General features: G+C 63.7%; 17 protein-coding genes. 7 read left to right on the top strand and 10 right to left on the bottom strand.

All coding sequences use genetic code 11. From position 1 onward, the window contains the following. Window positions 1-186: 186 nt before the first annotated feature. From purM to NKH78_RS29150, 3 genes are all read left to right on the top strand, one after another. A complete protein-coding gene (gene purM, locus NKH78_RS29160) occupies window positions 187-1,251 on the top strand; it encodes a phosphoribosylformylglycinamidine cyclo-ligase (protein ID WP_352705302.1) in 1,065 nt (354 codons plus the stop codon). Beyond that, complete coding sequence (gene purN, locus NKH78_RS29155; protein ID WP_352739625.1) at window positions 1,248-1,955, top strand: phosphoribosylglycinamide formyltransferase; 708 nt, start codon at window positions 1,248-1,250, stop codon at window positions 1,953-1,955. Before purM ends, purN begins: the two co-directional genes overlap by 4 nt. Before the next feature lie 71 nt (window positions 1,956-2,026). After that, the gene (locus tag NKH78_RS29150; protein ID WP_352649743.1) at window positions 2,027-2,542 is read left to right on the top strand and encodes a SixA phosphatase family protein; all 516 of its coding nucleotides are present in this window, start codon (window positions 2,027-2,029) and stop codon (window positions 2,540-2,542) included. A 109-nt stretch (window positions 2,543-2,651) separates the two neighbouring features. Here NKH78_RS29150 and NKH78_RS29145 read toward each other — a convergent pair whose 3' ends face one another. The 7 genes from NKH78_RS29145 to NKH78_RS29115 form a co-directional block, all read right to left on the bottom strand. Continuing rightward, complete coding sequence (locus NKH78_RS29145) at window positions 2,652-2,885, bottom strand: DUF680 domain-containing protein (RefSeq protein WP_352739627.1); 234 nt, start codon at window positions 2,883-2,885, stop codon at window positions 2,652-2,654. Between the two features lie 377 nt (window positions 2,886-3,262). Continuing rightward, complete coding sequence (locus NKH78_RS29140; protein ID WP_502899874.1) at window positions 3,263-5,464, bottom strand: cation:proton antiporter domain-containing protein; 2,202 nt, start codon at window positions 5,462-5,464, stop codon at window positions 3,263-3,265. A 171-nt stretch (window positions 5,465-5,635) separates the two neighbouring features. Next, complete coding sequence (locus NKH78_RS29135; protein ID WP_502899873.1) at window positions 5,636-6,292, bottom strand: DUF2270 domain-containing protein; 657 nt, start codon at window positions 6,290-6,292, stop codon at window positions 5,636-5,638. A gap of 98 nt (window positions 6,293-6,390) precedes the next feature. After that, window positions 6,391-8,499 (bottom strand): molybdopterin-containing oxidoreductase family protein, encoded by a 2,109-nt coding sequence (locus NKH78_RS29130; RefSeq protein ID WP_352739632.1) that lies wholly within the window; start codon window positions 8,497-8,499, stop codon window positions 6,391-6,393. A gap of 69 nt (window positions 8,500-8,568) precedes the next feature. Further along, entirely contained in the window at window positions 8,569-8,976 is a 408-nt protein-coding gene (locus NKH78_RS29125) for an SMI1/KNR4 family protein (RefSeq protein WP_352507897.1), read from the bottom strand. 136 nt (window positions 8,977-9,112) lie between these two features. Further along, on the bottom strand, window positions 9,113-10,990 hold the full coding sequence (locus NKH78_RS29120; protein WP_352739633.1) for an ABC-F family ATP-binding cassette domain-containing protein: 1,878 nt from the start codon (window positions 10,988-10,990) through the stop codon (window positions 9,113-9,115). Window positions 10,991-11,450: 460 nt separating this feature from the next. Further along, window positions 11,451-11,630: a hypothetical protein gene (locus NKH78_RS29115; protein ID WP_023677659.1), complete on the bottom strand. Its 180-nt coding sequence runs from the start codon at window positions 11,628-11,630 to the stop codon at window positions 11,451-11,453. Window positions 11,631-11,762: 132 nt separating this feature from the next. Between NKH78_RS29115 and NKH78_RS29110 the strand changes: the two genes are divergently transcribed. The 3 genes from NKH78_RS29110 (at window position 11,763) to NKH78_RS29100 (ending at window position 14,579) form a co-directional block, all read left to right on the top strand. Then, complete coding sequence (locus NKH78_RS29110) at window positions 11,763-11,936, top strand: hypothetical protein (protein ID WP_352739634.1); 174 nt, start codon at window positions 11,763-11,765, stop codon at window positions 11,934-11,936. A gap of 94 nt (window positions 11,937-12,030) precedes the next feature. Continuing rightward, a complete protein-coding gene (locus tag NKH78_RS29105) occupies window positions 12,031-14,112 on the top strand; it encodes an ATP-dependent helicase (protein ID WP_352739635.1) in 2,082 nt (693 codons plus the stop codon). Window positions 14,113-14,276: 164 nt separating this feature from the next. Further along, on the top strand, window positions 14,277-14,579 hold the full coding sequence (locus tag NKH78_RS29100) for a DUF982 domain-containing protein (RefSeq protein ID WP_352452964.1): 303 nt from the start codon (window positions 14,277-14,279) through the stop codon (window positions 14,577-14,579). 12 nt (window positions 14,580-14,591) lie between these two features. On the opposite strand, the gene NKH78_RS29095 is transcribed toward NKH78_RS29100, so the two are convergent. The 3 genes from NKH78_RS29095 to NKH78_RS29085 all read right to left on the bottom strand — a co-directional run bounded on the left by NKH78_RS29095 (window position 14,592) and on the right by NKH78_RS29085 (window position 16,337). Then, complete coding sequence (locus tag NKH78_RS29095) at window positions 14,592-15,380, bottom strand: GGDEF domain-containing protein (protein ID WP_352739637.1); 789 nt, start codon at window positions 15,378-15,380, stop codon at window positions 14,592-14,594. Between the two features lie 130 nt (window positions 15,381-15,510). Beyond that, window positions 15,511-15,810 carry a hypothetical protein gene (locus NKH78_RS29090; protein ID WP_352739639.1) on the bottom strand — a complete coding sequence of 100 codons (300 nt, stop codon included), beginning with the start codon at window positions 15,808-15,810 and terminating at the stop codon, window positions 15,511-15,513. Between the two features lie 14 nt (window positions 15,811-15,824). Next, window positions 15,825-16,337: a DinB family protein gene (locus tag NKH78_RS29085; protein ID WP_352479264.1), complete on the bottom strand. Its 513-nt coding sequence runs from the start codon at window positions 16,335-16,337 to the stop codon at window positions 15,825-15,827. 77 nt (window positions 16,338-16,414) lie between these two features. On the opposite strand from NKH78_RS29085, the gene NKH78_RS29080 reads away from it, so the two are divergent. Beyond that, complete coding sequence (locus tag NKH78_RS29080) at window positions 16,415-17,125, top strand: glutathione S-transferase family protein (RefSeq protein ID WP_352884852.1); 711 nt, start codon at window positions 16,415-16,417, stop codon at window positions 17,123-17,125. The last annotated feature ends 417 nt before the right edge of the window (window positions 17,126-17,542 follow it).

Below are 17,542 nucleotides of genomic sequence, written 5' to 3'. Positions count from 1 at the left end.
CGCTCGTGTCCTCGAATGGCATCCCGAACCCCCCAGCGCAAAGCGCGCCAAACTGTTCGCGATGTCCTCGCACACCTGTTCGCGATGTCCCCGGTCCAAACAGTGGGGAGATCGGCAGTTTCAGCGCCGTTATCCTTGCGGACCGAAACCGTTCATGCGAAGAGCCCGAGAAAGCAGGGAAAGAGTATGAGCAAGCGCAAGAACGGGCTCACCTATGCCGAAGCGGGCGTCGACATCGACGCCGGCAATCTCATGGTCGAGAAGATCAAGCCGCTGGTGCGCGCCACCCGCCGGCCGGGCGCCGATAGCGAGATCGGCGGCTTCGGCGGCCTGTTCGATCTCAAGGCAGCCGGCTTTACCGATCCGGTGCTGGTCGCCGCCAATGACGGCGTCGGCACCAAGCTGAAGATTGCCATCGATGCCGGCAAGCATGACACGATCGGTATCGACCTCGTCGCCATGTGCGTCAACGACATCGTCGTGCAGGGCGCCGAACCGCTGTTCTTCCTCGACTATTTTGCCACCGGCAAGCTCGATCCCGACCAGGGCGCTGCGATCGTCGGCGGCATTGCCGCCGGCTGCCGGCAGGCCGGTTGCGCGCTGATCGGTGGCGAGACGGCGGAAATGCCCGGCATGTATCACGACAAGGACTACGACCTTGCCGGCTTTGCAGTCGGTGCCGGCGAACGCGGCCAGTTGCTGCCGACCGACGACATCGTCGAGGGCGACGTGCTGCTCGGCCTTGCCTCGTCGGGCCTGCATTCGAACGGCTTCTCGTTGGTCCGCCGCATCGTCGCCGTAAGCGGCCTTGGCTGGGGCGATCCGGCGCCGTTCAATGACGAGGCGACGCTGGCCGAGGCGCTGCTCGAGCCGACGCGCATCTATGTCAAGTCGATCCTCAAGGCGATCCGCAACACGCATGGCATCAAGGCGCTGGCCCATATCACCGGCGGCGGCTTTCCCGAAAACATCCCGCGCGTTCTGCCCAAGGATTTTTCGGCCGAGCTCGATCTCGGCGCCATCGAGGTGCCGCCGGTGTTTTCGTGGCTGGCCAAGACCGGCGGGGTCGCGCCGGAAGAGATGATGCGCACCTTCAATTGCGGCATCGGCATGATCCTGGTCGTCGCCTCCGGCCAGGCGGCGCAGGTCGCCGCCGTTCTGCAGGAGGCCGGCGAGACGGTGACGCCGATCGGCCAGATCGTGCCGCGCCGCGATGCCGGCGTCATCTATCGGGGCTCGATCGGCCTATGACCAGAAAACGCACCGTAGTGCTTATTTCGGGGCGCGGCTCCAACATGACGGCGCTGATCGCGGCGGCGAGCAACCCGGCCTATCCGGCCGAAATCGTCGGCGTCATCTCCGATCGCGCCAATGCCGCCGGCCTCGGCATCGCCGCGGCGCGCGGCATCGCCACCAGGGTGATTTCGCGCTCGGACCATGCCGGCAAGGAAGCGCATGACGGGGCGATCGACGCGGCCCTTGTCTCTTTTGGCGCCGAGATCGTCGCGCTGGCCGGCTATATGCGCATTCTCGGCGCGCGTTTCGTCGAGAAGTGGCAGGGCCGCATGGTCAATATCCACCCTGCCCTGCTGCCTGCCTTGAAGGGGCTGGATACACATGCGCGGGCGCTCCGCGCAGGCATGCGCATCCATGGCTGCACAGTGCATTTCGTCACGCTCGACATGGATGATGGGCCGATCATCGCCCAGGCCGCGGTGCCGGTGATGGTCGGCGACAATGAGGATACGCTGGCCGCGCGCGTGCTCAAGGCCGAGCACCAACTCTATCCGCTGGCGCTAGGGCTGGTCGCCGAAGGCAAGGCGCGGATGGAAGGCGGCCGCACGGTGTTTTCGCGCTTCGCCGACGATGCCGACAACGCCGCGTCGGTGGTGATCGCGCCCGACCCGCTGCGCGAAGAGACCGATCTCGAGCACCTGGCGCGGATCACCCCGTGAGAGTCAGCGTGACGCTTTCCCCGTAACTGGGGGAGATGGTGCACGCGACGTTTCGGCCTTATTTTGAAACGATGAAGCAACTGCTGCTCCTCCGCCACGCCAAGTCGAGTTGGGACGATCCCGACCTCATCGACTTCGACCGGCCGCTGTCCGCGCGCGGGCTGAAGGCAGCGCCCCTGGTCGGACGCGAACTGGCCCGGCGCGGCTGGCTGCCGGAGCTGGCGCTGGTATCGCCGGCGCTGCGCACCCGCGACACGTGGCGGCTGCTCTCGGCGGAATTGCCGGCGAAGGTGCAGGCCAAATTTGCCCAGGCGCTCTACGAGGCAGCAGCGGCGGATATCCTCGCCAAGGTGCGACAGGTAAAGGCGGGAACCGGAACGCTGCTGGTGCTTGGCCACAATCCCGGGTTGGAGGAGTTCGCGCGCGGTCTTGCCGGGGCTGGATCGGATGAAGCGGCGCTGAAAAAACTGGCGGATAAATTCCCGACCGCGGCCCTGGCTCGGTTTGACGTCGATGGCGATTGGGCCGGTCTCACCTTCGGCGGCGCCCGGCTGACGCACTGCATCTGGCCGAAGGATCTTCGCTAGGGATTGCCTGGCAGGCCGGGGGATCGCCGACCTTCGGCCAAACCCGCTTCGCACCAAACAAGAGCGGCGGGCCAAGCCCGCCGCTCTTTGTGCTCCGGGGCCGTGATAATCAGCGGCCCCAGATGCCTTGGCCGGATTCAGGCGCCACCGACTCGGAAGTCGTCTTGGCACCAGCATGCTCGGAAGTAACCGGCTTGCGGATCGAGCCGGTAAACGTGTTGTCGACGTTGGCAGCAGGAGCGGCCGGCTGGTTGACGTTGTCCGAGCCATAGTGGTCGCTGCCGGCAAAAGCAGTGCCGGTGGCAACAAGGATGGCGGCGACGGTAAGAGCGATCTTGGTCATTTCGGGTACTCCGGTAGTCTTTGTTCTGTCCGTCAAGTGGCGTGCCTTGGGAGGAATTCGCGTCGCTCGGACCACCCCGAGATGGGTCGGCAAGCCTGTCGTTTCCAATCACGAAAATTTTGTTCGGGTGCGCCAAATTGGCCGCTTGAAATTCGACATGCGGCTCCTTCCGCCACACTGTTCTTCTTTATTGTCAATTGGTTACGCGGTCATTGGTGATTTTCTTGGCGAACATTCTGGGAGCCGGCGTTCACCCTTTCCTGTACGCTCCGTCAACAGAACCGAACCGTTCGGTTCGAGTTCTTTACGTTTGACTGATCAGCGCTTCAGAGCCTCAATCGACATGTCTACCGACGGGTCAGTGCGCGCCATGAAAATCACGCCGCCAGCTCAGCGCCAGCGGCGTCATGCTTGGGCCGCGCGCTGGCCAGAAGCACGACGGGGCAATTGCAGGCGGCCAAAACAGCGCCGGCGGTTTCGCCGAAGAACAGGTCCCCACCCGGACGTTGGGTGACGCCCATCACGACGATGGCCGCGCCTTTGGCCGCCTCCCGGGTAATCGCCTTGTCGGGTGTGACGCGGGTATGGAACGCTGTGTCAATATGCAGGCCGTAGCGGCCCGCCAAATCGGCGATGTCTTTCAGCACGGCCTCTTCGCGGCTATGCGACACCGATGTCGACCTGCGGCCCTTGGCTGCCTTTTGCGAAACGTAGAGAACTTTGATCCGTGCCCGGTTTGGACGGGCCAGCGCCAACGCCAAGTCGGCGGCGCGATGCGCCACCTGGGTACCGTTGACGGGGACGAGAATGCTGGTTCCGGCCTTCAACGTCGGCATCTTTTCGGCGGCATTGCCGCCGTTCAGGACCAGGCAAAGCGGGCCGTCAAATCCTGCGGCAATGTCGTTGAGGGCCGGCGCGAAGGTGCCATCGGCGGTCAGCACATTGTCAAGGCCGACCAGCAACAGGCCGTATCCCTTGCGGGCCTCTTCGGCGATCGTCTCACCCGTGGCTTCCAATTCGGTGCGGGCCGTCAGATGGACTTTGTCGACAAGCGTGTCTTCGATCCGTTTCACCGCCTGGGCGCTTTTTCTTGCACCCTTCTTGATTTCCTGCAGGGCGCGCTCCTGTCCCTTGCTGTCGGTTGGCCTGTCAATTCGGCCGTCTTTCGGCTGAAGCAAGGTGGTGGGCATGCCGCTGCCTCCGCCGACCAGTCCGGCGAGATAGGCAGTGAACTTGCCGATCCTGCTGTCATCGACCAGCACCAGCAGCCGCTCCAGCCTGGAAATGAAGCCGTATTCGTCCAACGTCTCGCGCTCGACACGCTGCTGCTCGTCATGCCCAACCGGCAGCCGGCCGAGCGCCCAGCGCAGCATCGGCGGCATGGCCAAGGTGGTGATCACGGCCATGGTGACGATCATGGTGAAGAGATTGTGCGACAGGATGTTCATCGACAGGCCGATGCTGGCGACGATCACCTCGGTCGAGCCGCGCGCGTTCATTGCACTGCCGACGGCGATTGCTTCCTTGAACGACATGGCGGCGAGCTTGGCGCCGATGAATGCGCCGCCAAACTTGCCGATGCTGGCGATGACCACAAGTGCGCCCGTCAGCATGGCAAGCGTCGGGTCGGCGAGCACTGTGAGATCGGCGGAAAGCCCCGCCATGCCGAAGAAGATTGGCATGAACAGCGCGGTGATGACGCCGCGCAGCTGGCCTTCGATATGGCTGGAGAGGATAGGCGATTCCCCGACAAGGATGCCGGCGACGAACGCCCCCAGCACCGTATGGACGCCTATCATGTTGGTGATCAGCGCCATGACGCCCATGATGATAAGGATCATGGTGATCACCGCAAACTCGCTGCGGAATTGATCGTTGGTCCAGCGGATCAAGGTGAAGACAAGACGGCGGCCAATGGTGAAGGAGAACACCATGAACAGTGCCACGGCGGCGATGGTGGTCACCAGCGGTACGAGCTGCAGCCTGCCATTGGTGGCGATGCCGAAGGTAACGGCGATGACCAGCCAGCCGATCGTGTCCTCGATGATCGCCGAGGAGATAATCACCTGTCCGAGATTGCGGCGCATGAAGTTCATCTCGCGCACCACCATGGCGACGATCTTGACTGACGAGATCGACAGCGCGGTGCCCAGGAACAGCCCGGCAACGGTGCGTTGCGTCGGGTTGGGCAGCAATGCGTCCGGCAGGAACTGCGCCAGCGCGAAACCGCAGATGAAGGGCACCACGACGCCGGTAGCCGAAATGGAAAAACAGGCCGCGCCAACCCGGCGTACCAGCCGCAGGTCCGTCTCCATGCCGGTCAGCAAAAGGAGCATCAGGATGCCGAGCTGCGAGACGGCGTCGATCATGCCCTTTTGCGCGGGATCGGTGGGAAAGATCAGGTGCTGGGCCGACGGCCATAGCCAGCCGAACAGCGAAGGACCGAGCAGGATGCCGCCGATGAGTTGGCCCATGATTGCCGGCTGGCCATAGCGCTGCAACACTTCGCCCAGGCCGCGCCCGACAAGCAGCAGAAGCACGATCTCGGCGACGAAAGCGCCTTCGCCCGAGCCACCCATGCCGGAGGCCTTGGTCCCGGCAACAAGCGTCTCCGCTGCCCCGGCCGCGCCTGCGGGGACGAAAGCGCAAACCAGCAGCGCCAGGCTGGAACGTGTCGGAGCCTGCCAAGCCATGAAACCCCCATCGCCCAAATGCACGTGTCCAACAACGCGCGACAGGGCGTTGCGTTGCTAGACGTGAACGTCACCGAAGGAGAGTTCGCCGTCGTCGCTCTCTGTCAAAAAGGCTGTCACCAGCAGGCCTGCATAGAGGATGGCGACCAGCACGACGATGGCGCCACCAGGAACTGGACCCAGCGCAGCACTGGCGACGGCCTCACGCATCGACCCGACGAAGCCGATGGGGACGCCTTCGGTCAGAAGACTGGGGGTCGACAGTTTGAGGATCCAGGCCAGCAGCAGAATCAGCAGCATGTAGATGTAATTGCGACGCAGGCGGCGCGCCAAAGCCACGCGTTGCGAAATCAGGAATTTCGGCGCGCGCAGGCTCTCGCCGACGATCAACAGCCAATCGGACGCGAAGTCCGGCTGCGGCGAGAATATCTGCGCGAAATAGTGCCGTTCGAACTGGCGCACGCGAGCCCGATAGAAGTCGAAGAAGCGATATCGGCGGGCCTCTATCCACAGTAGCAACAGGACAAGCAGCATCGCAAACAGCAGCACGCCATGGTGAGCGCTGGCCGTCGAAAGCGAAACGGAGAGCATCGCCGCGACAACGGTTATCGCCCAGTTGCTCGTCCGGTCCAGGCGGTCGCGCCACCCAGCCATGCGCGCAATCTCGGCGCGATGAAAGTGGGACATCGTGGTTACGAGTTCGCCGGACGACAATGTCCTTCCGATGGGATCCGGCGCCCGCAACACTTCTGCCATGACAATGCCTCCACCCGCCACGCGAAAACGGCCGGATGGAGATATCGTTCCGACGCTCAATCCGCGGGGCGCAGCCAGACCTTGTTGTCGTGGAAGGCGGCGCCGCCATAGGGCGCCGGCGCATCGGCGCCCGTCAGCACGTTGATGCCCTCGCCGCGCTCATGGGCGCTGTTCGGCCAGATACCTTCGGCAACGACCACGCCACGCTTGATCCCGTCGAACAATCTTGCGTGCAGCACCACTTCGCCACGCCGGTTGCCGACCTCGACACGGCCGCCGTCGGCGACCCCGAGTGCCGCCGCATCATCGGGATGCAAGAGCAGCTCCGGCCGGCGCTCTTTTGCCTGCGATACCGGCGTTTCGGCAAAGGTCGAATTGAGGAAATTGCGCGCCGGCGAGGTGGTCAGCCGGAACGGGTGCGCCGCGTCCGCCACCTCGATCAGGTCGACATGATCGGGGAATTCCGGCAGGCGTGCCACCGGCCCGAACAGGCCCATGCTTTTCGGTGGCCGATTGGGCGACGCCTGCCCGGTCCAGTCGGCGCGAAAATGGAATTTCTTGTCGGCATGGCCGAAGCCTTCCAGGAAATGCGCGGCCGCGAAATCCGGCTGCAAATCGACCCATTTCTGCTCTTTCAGGCTCGAAAAGCTGCCCAGCCCGCGCTTGCCCAGGATGATATCGATATGCTGCTGCTCGGTCATGCCGAAGCCCGGACGGTCGGCGACACCGAGCCTCTTGCCGAGCTCCTCGATGACGAAATGGTTGGTGCGCGGGCCTTCCGGCGGGTCGATCAGCTTCGGCCCGAGTGTGATGTGCTGGTTGCCGCCACCCTTGTAGACGTCGTCATGCTCGAGAAACATCGTCGCCGGCAGGACGACATCGGCGAGCTTGGCGGTGTCGGTCATGAACTGCTCGTGCACGCAGGAAAACAGATCGTCGCGCAGAAAACCTTGCTTCACCAGCCGCTGCTCCGGCGCGACATTCACCGGATTGGTGTTCTGGATCAGCAGCGCCGTCACCGGCGGGCCGCCATAGAGCGCATCCTCAGCCCCGGTCAGCACCGGGCCGATCCGCGAATGATCGAGATGACGGATCGCGGGGTCGCGCATCCGTGTGCCTTCGAGCAGTTCCTGGTTGAGCTTGAAGATGCCCGAATTGGAATGGAAGGCGCCGCCGCCCTCATATTGCCAGCAGCCGGTAACCGCGGCGATCGAGGCTGCGGCATGCATGTTGACCGAACCGTTGCGCTGCCGCGAAAAACCGTAGCCGAGGCGGAAATAGGTCTTCTTCGTCGTGCCGACGAGACGGGCGAAGGCCCCGATTTCGTCGACCGAAAGCCCGGTGATGTCAGCGGCCCATTGCGGCGTCCTTGTCTGAAGATGCGCTTCCAGACCGTGCGGATCGTCGGTGTATTTGTCCAGATAGGCGCGGTCGGCCATGCCGTCACGGAACAGCACGTGCATCACCGCGCAGGCCAGCGCGCCGTCGGTGCCGGGCTTCAGCACCAGGCCGAGATCGGCCTGCTTCATCGTTGCATTTTCGTAGACGTCGATGACGACGATCTTGGCGCCGCGTTCCTTGCGCGCCTTGATGGCGTGGGTCATGACGTTGACGTGCGTGACCACGGCGTTGGTGCCCCAGATCACCACGCAGTCGGACTTTGCCATTTCGCGCGGGTCGGAGCCGCGCAGCGCGCCGGCGCCCATCATCCAGCCGGTCCAGGCCAGATTGGTGCAGATCGAACCGAAGAAGCCGGAGTATTTTTTGGCGTGCCTGAGCCGCTCTATGCCGTCGCGCTGCACCAGCCCCATCGTGCCGGCATAGTAATAGGGCCAGACCGTCTCCGAGCCGTATTTTGCCTCCGCCGCGATGAATTTTTCAGCGACCAGATCGAGCGCCGCCTCCCAGCTCGCTTCCTTCCAGGCGCCGTCGCCCTTGGCGCCGGCCCGCACCAGCGGCTTCAGCAGGCGGTCGGGATGATGGACGCGATCGGCGTAACGGGCGACCTTGGCGCAGATGACGCCGGCCGTATAGCTGTTGGCCTTGGCGCCATGGACGCGGCCGATGCGCCTGGCGTCGAGCAGTTCGACCTCGAGCGCGCAGGTCGAAGGGCAATCATGCGGACAGGCCGAATGGCCGATTTTGAGCTTGGCGTGCTGATTCATGGGAGCAAACTAGCCGGTTGTTATGGCGACGTGTAGGGCCAGATGGGCGGGCCTACATCCCCCTCTGGGCTATTCGTCGGAAAGGCCGATCAAGTCCAAGAATGCATCAAAGTCCGGCGCAATGGGCCAAACGCTTTCGACAAGATCAATATTTGTCATGTCAAACGCAACGAGCGGATAAAGCCCCACTGTGCGTAGATCGAACGCAATCGCCTCGCCGCCCCCGTTGCTGCCGATAACGAAAAAACCCGGAAAGAACTCCTTGAATGTCCCCTGTTGCTCTATTTCGATCACCTCTTCCGCAGCGTGCAAGGCAAGCCATAGCGGCTGGACTGGCAGGGGGCCCTCACCACCGTTGCTGAAAGAGAGAAGGGCAGCATAGCTTTCAGGCAGGACCAAAGGGCCCACTCCCCTGAGTTTCTCGATCGCTTCGTCTGACGCTCCATCTTTTTTGCGCCACTCCCGACCTTCAAGCATCTCATTCACCTCCTACCGCGAACCATTTGGGTATCCGGGAACGTACCCGGCCACATGACCGCGACACGCTTGAGCAACGCGTCGTAGGCGCGGCATTTCGGGCATCTCCCCCGCGAGGGGGGAGATTGCGCTCTTCCTACTCCGCCGTGCCTTCCTCGTACTCCGCCGACATCGACAGCCATTTTTCCTCATGGCCGGCCAGCTGTTGCGCGAGCTGGGAGCGCTCCTTGGCCAGCCTTGTCGCGCTCGAGGGGTCCTTTTCGTAGACGGCCGGGTTGGCGAGTTCGTCCTCGATCAGGTCGATGCGCTTGCGGATGCGGTCGATCAGCGCTTCGGTGGCGCGGATTTCCTTGGCCAGCGGCTCGAAGGCGGCGCGGCGCGCGGCTGCATCGCGGCGGCGGTCGGCCTTCGACGCTTTGTCCGCCTCGCGCTTGCCGCGGCGGTCCCCGGAGACGCCGGTGACCAGCGTCTTGTAATCCTCGAGATCGCCGTCATATGGATTGACCGCGCCGTCCTTGACCAGCCACAGCCGGTCGGCGGTCGCTTCGAGCAGATGGCGGTCATGCGAGATCAGTATGACGGCGCCGGGAAAATCGTTCAGCGCATGGATCAGTGATTCACGGCTGTCGATGTCGAGATGGTTGGTGGGCTCGTCGAGGATGAAAAGGTTCGGCCCCTCGAAGGCCGACAGGCCCATCAGGAGCCGCGCCTTTTCGCCGCCGGACAGATCCTTGGCGGCGGTGTTCATCTTTTCGGTGGTCAGGCCGAACTGGGCGACGCGGCCGCGCACCTTGGATTCCGGCGCATCCGGCATCAGCCGGCGGACATGCTCATAGGCGTTTTCGTCGGGCCTGAGATCGTCGAGCTGGTGCTGGGCGAAGATTGCCACCTTAAGCCCGGGCGCCACCGTCATGCTGCCGGTCTCCGGCTTCAGCCGGCCGGCCAAAAGCTTGGCGAAGGTCGACTTGCCGTTGCCGTTGGCGCCGAGCAGCGCGATGCGATCGTCGGCATCGATGCGCAGCGTCATCTTCTTCAGGATCGGCTCGCCCTCGGTGTAGCCGACGTTGACGTTGTTGAGCGCAATGATCGGCGAGGCCACCGTCTTCACCGGCTCCGGAAAGGAGAATGGCCGCACCGTGTCGTTCACGATCGCGGCGATTGGCTTCATCTTCTCCAGCGCCTTGATGCGCGACTGCGCCTGCCTCGCCTTCGATGCCTTGGCGCGGAAGCGCTCGACGAAGGATTCCATGTGCTTGCGCGCGGCTTCCTGCTTGACGCGGCCCTTCTCCTGCAATTCGCGCTGCTCGGTGTATTGGCGCTCGAACTGGTCGTAGCCGCCGCGCCAGAAGGTCAGCTTCTTCTGGTCGAGATGGACGATCGAGTTGACGGCGCGGTTGAGCAGGTCGCGATCGTGCGAAATCAGCAGCACGGTGTGCGGGTATTTCGACACGTAGTTTTCCAGCCATAGCGTGCCTTCGAGATCGAGATAATTGGTCGGCTCGTCGAGCAGCAGCAGATCGGGCTCGGCAAACAACACGGCGGCCAGCGCGACGCGCATGCGCCAGCCGCCGGAGAAGGACGAGGCCGGGCGCCGTTGTGCGGCGTCGTCGAAGCCGAGGCCGGCGAGAATGGTGGCCGCGCGTGACTCGGCCGAGTGCGCATCGATATCGGCCAGCCGCATGTGGATGTCGGCGATGCGGTGCGGATCGGTCGCCGTCTTTTCCTCTTCGAGCAGCGCACTCCGTTCAAGATCGGCCTTGAGCACGATCTCGATCAGCGGCTCCTCGGTGCCCGGCGCTTCCTGCGCGACCTGGCCGATGCGCGTGTTCTTGGGCAGGCTGATCGAGCCGGTCTCGGAGGCGAGGTCGCCGGTGATCGCCTTGAACAGGGTCGTCTTGCCGGTGCCGTTGCGGCCGACAAGGCCAGCCTTGCTGCCGGCCGGCAAGGTCAGTGAGGCATGGTCGAGAAGCAGGCGTCCGGCCATGCGGAGCGAAAGGTCGTTGATGATCAGCATGGCCGGGCTTTTGCACGGGACAACCATGCTTCGCAAGGGCTTGAGCCCCGGTTCGCCGCATAAGCCGCGAAAACCGGCAAGCAAGTCAGCGGCCGCGCCACGACTTCCCGCAAAACGCAAAAAGAACCCGCTATCCTGAGGGGGGGACAAGGAGAGCGGGTTCTTTCGTGAACGGCGGCCTTGGGAGCGTCCGATCGACATCCAAACACGCAGCAGCTTGGTTTGTTCCATGGGAAGAACGAACTATGTGATGAACAAACGCTGCTGTGGCCGGCAGGTTTGTCCACAGGGGCGTGCCGTCTGTACGCTATCGACCATGACGCTGCGGAAAGACTCGGCTATCCTTGGATGTGCGGCGGGCCTGATCTCCGCCTGGCCGGCGCCATCAGCTTCCTCCCAAGCGGCGCCGGCCACCTTCCTTGACCGGCGCCGCTTGCCCGATCGACGCCATTTGAGGCGGTCATTGTTTCGGCGGCGTGCCGGGCTGATCGCCGCCGGTCGTCGACTTCGGCACCGGATTCTTGTCGACCTGCGGGTTCTGATCGACCGTGTCGCCAGGGGCCTTGGTCGGCTGGATATTGTTGTCGCAACCCGCAACAGTCAGAGCTGCCATAAGCAGCAGGATTGAGCGCTTTTTCATCGCAATCTCCTCTCGCCCGACAACGAGGCGTCGGCGATTTGGTTGCGCGGCCGGTGTCGTTCCCGCATTCGCCAAGGGGCCTGGGAACAAAATGCCGCGTCTCCGGTTGCTGCACAATCAATGGAGGAAGGCATGATCCGTCTGCTCATCGCCGGGGCAATCGTCTATGTCGCCTATCGCGTCGCCAAGAAAGTGATCGATGAGGTGCCCGACGATTTCGATCCGCTGCTGTTGCCACCGCCACAGGACGATCGCGAGGCGCTGCGGCGGCAATCGGCAAGCATGGGCGTCGAGCCCGAGCGTTAGTCGACAGGCCTGCCCGCAAGGCTTCTTCGTTCACGGGCCCTGTTCCGGCTCCGCAAACCGTTGCGAACAAAGCAGAAACGATGCTTGATGGGCGATGAACCTCGCCGCCCGTGATTCGTCCTTCCAGCCGGCCTATCTGGCGAAGCTCAATGCCGAGCAGAGGCTTGCCGTCGAACATGGCGACGGCAAGATCGCCGGGCCGTTGCTGGTGATTGCCGGCGCCGGCTCCGGCAAGACCAACACGCTGGCGCACCGGGTCGCGCATCTGATCATCAGGGGTGCTGACCCGCGGCGGATCCTTTTGATGACATTTTCGCGCCGTGCCGCAGCGGAAATGGCCAAGCGGGTCGAGCGCATCGCCGGCGAGGTGCTGGGGCGCGATGCCTCGGTGATTACCGATGCGCTGAGCTGGGCCGGCACATTCCACGGCATCGGCGCCAGGCTGCTGCGCGATTACGCGCTGGAGATCGGTCTCGATCCGGCCTTCACCATCCACGACCGCGAGGATTCCGCCGACCTGATGAACCTCGCCCGCCACGAGTTGGGTTTTTCGAAGACCGAAGCCCGCTTCCCGACCAAGGGCACCTGCCTTGCGATCTATTCGCGCGCCGTCAACGCACAGGCGCCGCTTGGCGAGGTGCTGGGTTCGGTGTTCCCGTGGTGCGCCGGCTGGGCCGAACAGCTGAAGCAATTATTCGCCAGATATGTCGAGGCCAAGCAGGCGCAGAATGTGCTCGATTACGACGATCTGCTGCTCTACTGGGCGCAGATGGCCGGCGAGCCGGAAATCGCCGCGCATCTGGGTGCGCGTTTCGATCATGTGCTGGTCGATGAATACCAGGACACCAACCGGCTGCAGGCATCGATCCTGACGGCGCTCAAGCCCGACGGATCGGGGCTGACGGTGGTCGGCGACGACGCGCAGTCGATCTATTCGTTCCGCGCCGCGGAAGTGCGCAATATCCTGGATTTTCCCAAGCAGTTCGCACAGCCGGCGGAAGTCGTCATGCTGGAGCGCAACTACCGCTCGACCGAGACGATCCTGGCGGCCGCCAATGCGGTAATCGGCGAAGCGTCGGAACGTTTCACCAAAAATCTCTGGACCGAGCGCAAATCGGCGGAAAAGCCGAAGCTGGTGAGCGTGCGCGACGAGACCGAGCAGGCGAGCTATGTCTGCCAGGCGATACTCACCGAGCGCGAGGCCGGCACCGTTCTCAAAGCCCAGGCGGTGCTGTTTCGAGCCTCGCACCATAGCGGCCCGCTGGAGATCGAGCTGACGCGCCGCAACATCCCCTTCGTCAAGTTCGGCGGGCTGAAATTTCTCGATGCAGCTCACGTCAAGGACTTGCTGGCCGTACTGCGCTTTGCCGAAAACCCGCGCGACCGCGTCGCCGGCTTTCGCGTGCTGCAACTTCTGCCGGGCATCGGCCCTTCGGCCGCCAATGCGATCGTCGAGACCATGGCGACGTCGCTCGACGAGACAATGGGGCTTGCCCGCTATCGGCCGCCGCAGCGTGCCGCCGACGACTGGCCGGGCTTTGTCGCGCTCTATTGCGGCCTGCGCGCCGGCGCGCAAAAATGGCCGGCCGACCTCGAGCAGGTCAGGCTCTGGTACGAGCCGCATCTGGAACGCATCCACGAGGATGCAACGACGCGCCGGGCCGATCTCCTGCAGCTCGAGCAGATCGCTTCCGGCTATGCGTCGCGCGAGCGCTTCCTCACCGAGCTGACACTCGATCCGCCTGACGCGACCAGCGACGAGGCTGGCCCGCCGCACCGCGACGAGGATTATCTGATCCTGTCGACGATCCATTCGGCCAAGGGCCAGGAGTGGAAGAACGTCTTCGTGCTCAACACCGTCGACGGCTGCATCCCGATCGATCTCGGCGTCGGCAGCAAGGAGGACGTCGACGAGGAGCGGCGGCTGCTCTACGTGGCGATGACGCGGGCCAAGGACAGCCTGCACCTGGTCATGCCGCATCGTTTTTTCGTCCACGGGCAGGCGGCGCGCGGCGACCGCCATGTCTATGCCTCGCGCACGCGCTTCATCCCGCGCTCGATCCTAGGCGCCTTCGAACAAGTGGCTTGGGCCAGCGTCCAGGCCCCGGACGATCCGCGCCGCCAGCCGCAGGTGCGCGTCGACCTCGGCGCCCGCATGCGTGGCATGTGGAAATAGGCATCCGCCTCGCCGCTGGCGCCGCTCTCACGGCGACCGCTCCCGGAGCCAGCGAAAAAACAATCCCGGCAACATGGAACCTCGCGCCGTGACCCGCGTTTCTGCCCGACCCCCAGACCGGAGAACGGCGTCCGCCGTGACCTCCGCCCATTCGAGAGGCCAGAATGCACGACAGGACGTTTTCCACTCCGGTTGCCCTAACCGTTGGCGCCGGCTACAAGCGTACGATCGCTTCGTTCTCCGAGATGCACGAATTCCTGACCGAGTTCCCGCCTTCGCGCCGGCGGCTGAGCTATGGCGCCGCGGTAAAGGCCTGCGAGGCGGCACGTGCCGGCGAGATCTCGGCCGAAGCGGCACGCGACGCCCTGATCACCTTCGCCGTGACGGCAGGCATCCTCTGGCCGGCCGCCCAGCCGGCGGTCTCGGTCAAGCCGGTCGCCCGGGGCCTCGGCGGCTACGCCGCCTGACCGAAACGACCATCAATGGACCGTCATCGGGCCGCCGCCCGGCGGGTCGTCCGCTGCCGCGGGTTCGAAACTGACCTGATCGCGGCCGTTCGATTTGGCCCTGTAAAGGTGCTTGTCCGCCACCACGAACATCTCAGCGTAGGTGGTCGGCCCGCTGAAGGCGACGCCGCCGATGCTGACCGAGAGAGGACACGGCCGGCCGCCAGGCGAGAACTCCGCCTCACGGACGCGTCGGCGAATTGTCTCCGCCACCAGCCAGGACTGCGAAGGATCTGCGCCGGGAAGGAAAACCGCAAACTCCTCGCCGCCGATCCGGCCGACGATATCGGCGCCGCGTAGCTGGCCCTGGATTGTCTTGGCAATCAGCTTGAGCGCCTGGTCTCCGCAGTCGTGGCCGAGGCGGTCGTTGACGGATTTGAAATGGTCGGCATCGACGATCAGCAAGGCGCCGGCATTAACGACAGAATGGCTGCGGGCCTGTTCGAGATAGGCCTCGACGAGCATGGAAAACGCACCCCGGTTGAACACCGCCGTCAGGCTGTCGGTCGCCGCGACGACGGCCAGTGCCTTCTGCGCGATCGCCAGCTGGCGCATTTTCCACATCAGGAAAAAGAAGAACGAGCTGGCCAGGATAAGTGGCAGCAGCAGGTCGGTCAGCTGCGCCCGCCACAGCGCTTCCGGCGACAAATATGGGAAATTGAAGGAATCGACGAGGAATGCGGCTGCAATGCAGACCGCCGTGCCCGCAACGGTAACCGCCACGACCCTGCCCCAGCTCGTCGGGGACAAATCGATCTGCATGCTTTTGCTCCTGCTTCAGCCGGCTACCTTGAAGCAACAGCACAAACGAAGTCCTAAGACTTTGCTTTCAATTCGATCGCAGTCGAAGCGAACCAGCCGTCGAGATGGCGGCCAGATAAGAAGATCGGTCCTAAATCAGCTGCCTTCTGATGCTCATCCGCGTCACCGCGGTCACAAGAATGGCGCCGATCATGAAATAGATGGTCGCGACGATGTCGCCCTGATGGAAATAATAACCGGAGTTGAGAAGCGCCAAGACCACGGCGAAGAACGCCACAAGGCGCAAGGGTTCATTGGGCATGCGTGCCAATTCTCGCTGTTGCTGCTGAATGCTGCTGAAGCGGCCGCCCTCACGACCGTCCGCTCCATAAAATGTTTTGGCGCGTTTTGCAATCTCGGCAGATTGTCCTCTATCCACCGTCCGCTTCACCAGCCGCCCCAGGTTCAGGCGAAAGCCCTGCCCTCCTCGCTACGCTGGAACATCGTCAGGTCCAGTCCGAGGCTTGGCTTGCCCAGAATGGTCAGGATCGCATGTGCCTGGCCGCGGTGGTGGGTCTGGTGGTTGAAGAAGTGGTCGAGCGCCGGCGCCAGCCGCTGGGAGACGGTGCGCATATCCGAGACGGTCATGTAGGAGAAGCGGCCCGACAGCGCCTTGTCGCTCAGGCCGTCGACCCAGTCGATGATCCGTTTGTCCTCGGCCTCGCGCGCCAGCCGCAAGCCTGGCACGGCGCGGTGCAAGATCGTGTCGAGCCTTGCCGGCGCGTCGCCCTCGCCGGTGAAGCGTTTCATCCAGATACGGTCGGCTGCCAGGAGATGGTTGAGCGTTCCCATCATCGAACCGAAGAAGACGCCGACATTGCGGTCGAACTCTTCCTCGTCGAGATCGGCGGCGGCATCGTAGATGCGGCCGTTGGCCCATTGATTGTAGGCCGCAAACATCCTGAAATGCTGTTTCATTCTTCTCTCGACCTGCGGGACCCTGTTTCGCGCGGGTCTGTTTCGGCCATAGTTAGACTGCAAGGACGCTGCCGCCAATGACCATTCTGCTCTACGACCTTGTTGGACGCGACGCCGCTCGCCCATTCAGCCCACATTGCTGGAAGGCGGCGATGGCGCTGGCCCACAAGGGACTCGACACCGCCAGCGTGCCGACCCGTTTCCTCGAAGTGCCGAAGGTGGAAGGCGGCGTCTCGAAGCTCGTTCCGGTGATCCGCGACGGCGAGACGGTGGTCGCCGATTCCTTCGCCATCGCGCTCTATCTCGAGGAGACCTATCCCGAGCGGCCGACATTGTTTTCCGGCGACGGCGGTAAGGCGACGGCGCGCTTCATCGAACGCTGGTCGCAGCTGACCATCCATCCCTACGTCACCACCGCGGCGCTACTGGACCTGCATGCCATGCAGGACGAAGCGAACGCCGCCTATTTCCGGCAGAACCGCGAGCAGCGCTTCGGCAGGTGCCTGGAGGCGGTTTACGCCACCCGCGACGCCGGGCTCGCCGGCTTCCGCGCCTCGCTGGAGCCACTCCGCTCGATGCTCGGCTATCAGCCCTTCATTGGCGGCCCGTCGCCGCCATTTGCCGATTACATCGTTTTCGGCGCGCTGCAATGGGCGCGCATCGCCACGCCCTACCGGCTGCTCGACGACAGCGATGTCGTGGCTCAATGGTTCGAACGATGCCTCGATCTGCATGGCGGCCTCGGCCGCACGGTCGCGCCGGCAGCGATCGCCCCGCTCGCAAGTTGAGCTCGGCAGCTTCATCGGCAACGCCACATTCTGTTCTTGCTTTGTGCCGGCAGCTATGCTACTAATTTCGGTATGGTGCTGATTCGTACCGACGACCCGCCCGGCTTGCCGAGGCGGGTTTTGTTTGCCGATCAAGGTTCAACGGCGTAGATGACGGCAACGTCGCCCGGCCTCGGCTAAAGCGCGTCGCGTTCGACCGGCCTCATGTGACGCGCTTTAGGTTCTTGTTTTGATGCATGTCGTTACCGCAAAACCGCTGCACACCTTTGCGCGGCATGCACTTGTTTGTCGTTGCCGCAAAACCGCTGCACACTTTTGCGCGACATGCATTAGAATTCCCGCCCGGCGAAATGCGACAATGCGGGTAGACGAAGTGTCGCTTGAGGCGCCGCATCACTGCCCGGATCGAAGCAAACA

This window comes from Mesorhizobium sp. M0910 (assembly GCF_040319465.1).
Classification (GTDB): domain Bacteria; phylum Pseudomonadota; class Alphaproteobacteria; order Rhizobiales; family Rhizobiaceae; genus Mesorhizobium.
The sequence above is the reverse complement of the archived record's forward strand: the minus strand, read 5'-3'. Positions and strand labels throughout refer to the sequence as shown.

Bases quoted from the DNA above. Each gene is read 5' to 3' on its own strand.
- purN (WP_352739625.1), top strand. From the start codon at position 1,248: ATGACCAGAAAACGCACCGTAGTGCTTATTTCGGGGCGCGGCTCCAAC.
- NKH78_RS29110 (WP_352739634.1), top strand. From the start codon at position 11,763: ATGATCCGTCTGCTCATCGCCGGGGCAATCGTCTATGTCGCCTATCGC.
- NKH78_RS29085 (WP_352479264.1), bottom strand. From the start codon at position 16,337: ATGAAACAGCATTTCAGGATGTTTGCGGCCTACAATCAATGGGCCAAC.
- NKH78_RS29140 (WP_502899874.1), bottom strand. From the start codon at position 5,464: ATGGGTGGCTCGGGCGAAGGCGCTTTCGTCGCCGAGATCGTGCTTCTG.
- NKH78_RS29115 (WP_023677659.1), bottom strand. From the start codon at position 11,630: ATGAAAAAGCGCTCAATCCTGCTGCTTATGGCAGCTCTGACTGTTGCG.
- NKH78_RS29080 (WP_352884852.1), top strand. From the start codon at position 16,415: ATGACCATTCTGCTCTACGACCTTGTTGGACGCGACGCCGCTCGCCCA.
- NKH78_RS29105 (WP_352739635.1), top strand. From the start codon at position 12,031: ATGAACCTCGCCGCCCGTGATTCGTCCTTCCAGCCGGCCTATCTGGCG.
- NKH78_RS29100 (WP_352452964.1), top strand. From the start codon at position 14,277: ATGCACGACAGGACGTTTTCCACTCCGGTTGCCCTAACCGTTGGCGCC.
- NKH78_RS29125 (WP_352507897.1), bottom strand. From the start codon at position 8,976: ATGCTTGAAGGTCGGGAGTGGCGCAAAAAAGATGGAGCGTCAGACGAA.
- NKH78_RS29150 (WP_352649743.1), top strand. From the start codon at position 2,027: ATGAAGCAACTGCTGCTCCTCCGCCACGCCAAGTCGAGTTGGGACGAT.
- NKH78_RS29120 (WP_352739633.1), bottom strand. From the start codon at position 10,990: ATGCTGATCATCAACGACCTTTCGCTCCGCATGGCCGGACGCCTGCTT.
- purM (WP_352705302.1), top strand. From the start codon at position 187: ATGAGCAAGCGCAAGAACGGGCTCACCTATGCCGAAGCGGGCGTCGAC.
- NKH78_RS29130 (WP_352739632.1), bottom strand. From the start codon at position 8,499: ATGAATCAGCACGCCAAGCTCAAAATCGGCCATTCGGCCTGTCCGCAT.
- NKH78_RS29095 (WP_352739637.1), bottom strand. From the start codon at position 15,380: ATGCAGATCGATTTGTCCCCGACGAGCTGGGGCAGGGTCGTGGCGGTT.
- NKH78_RS29145 (WP_352739627.1), bottom strand. From the start codon at position 2,885: ATGACCAAGATCGCTCTTACCGTCGCCGCCATCCTTGTTGCCACCGGC.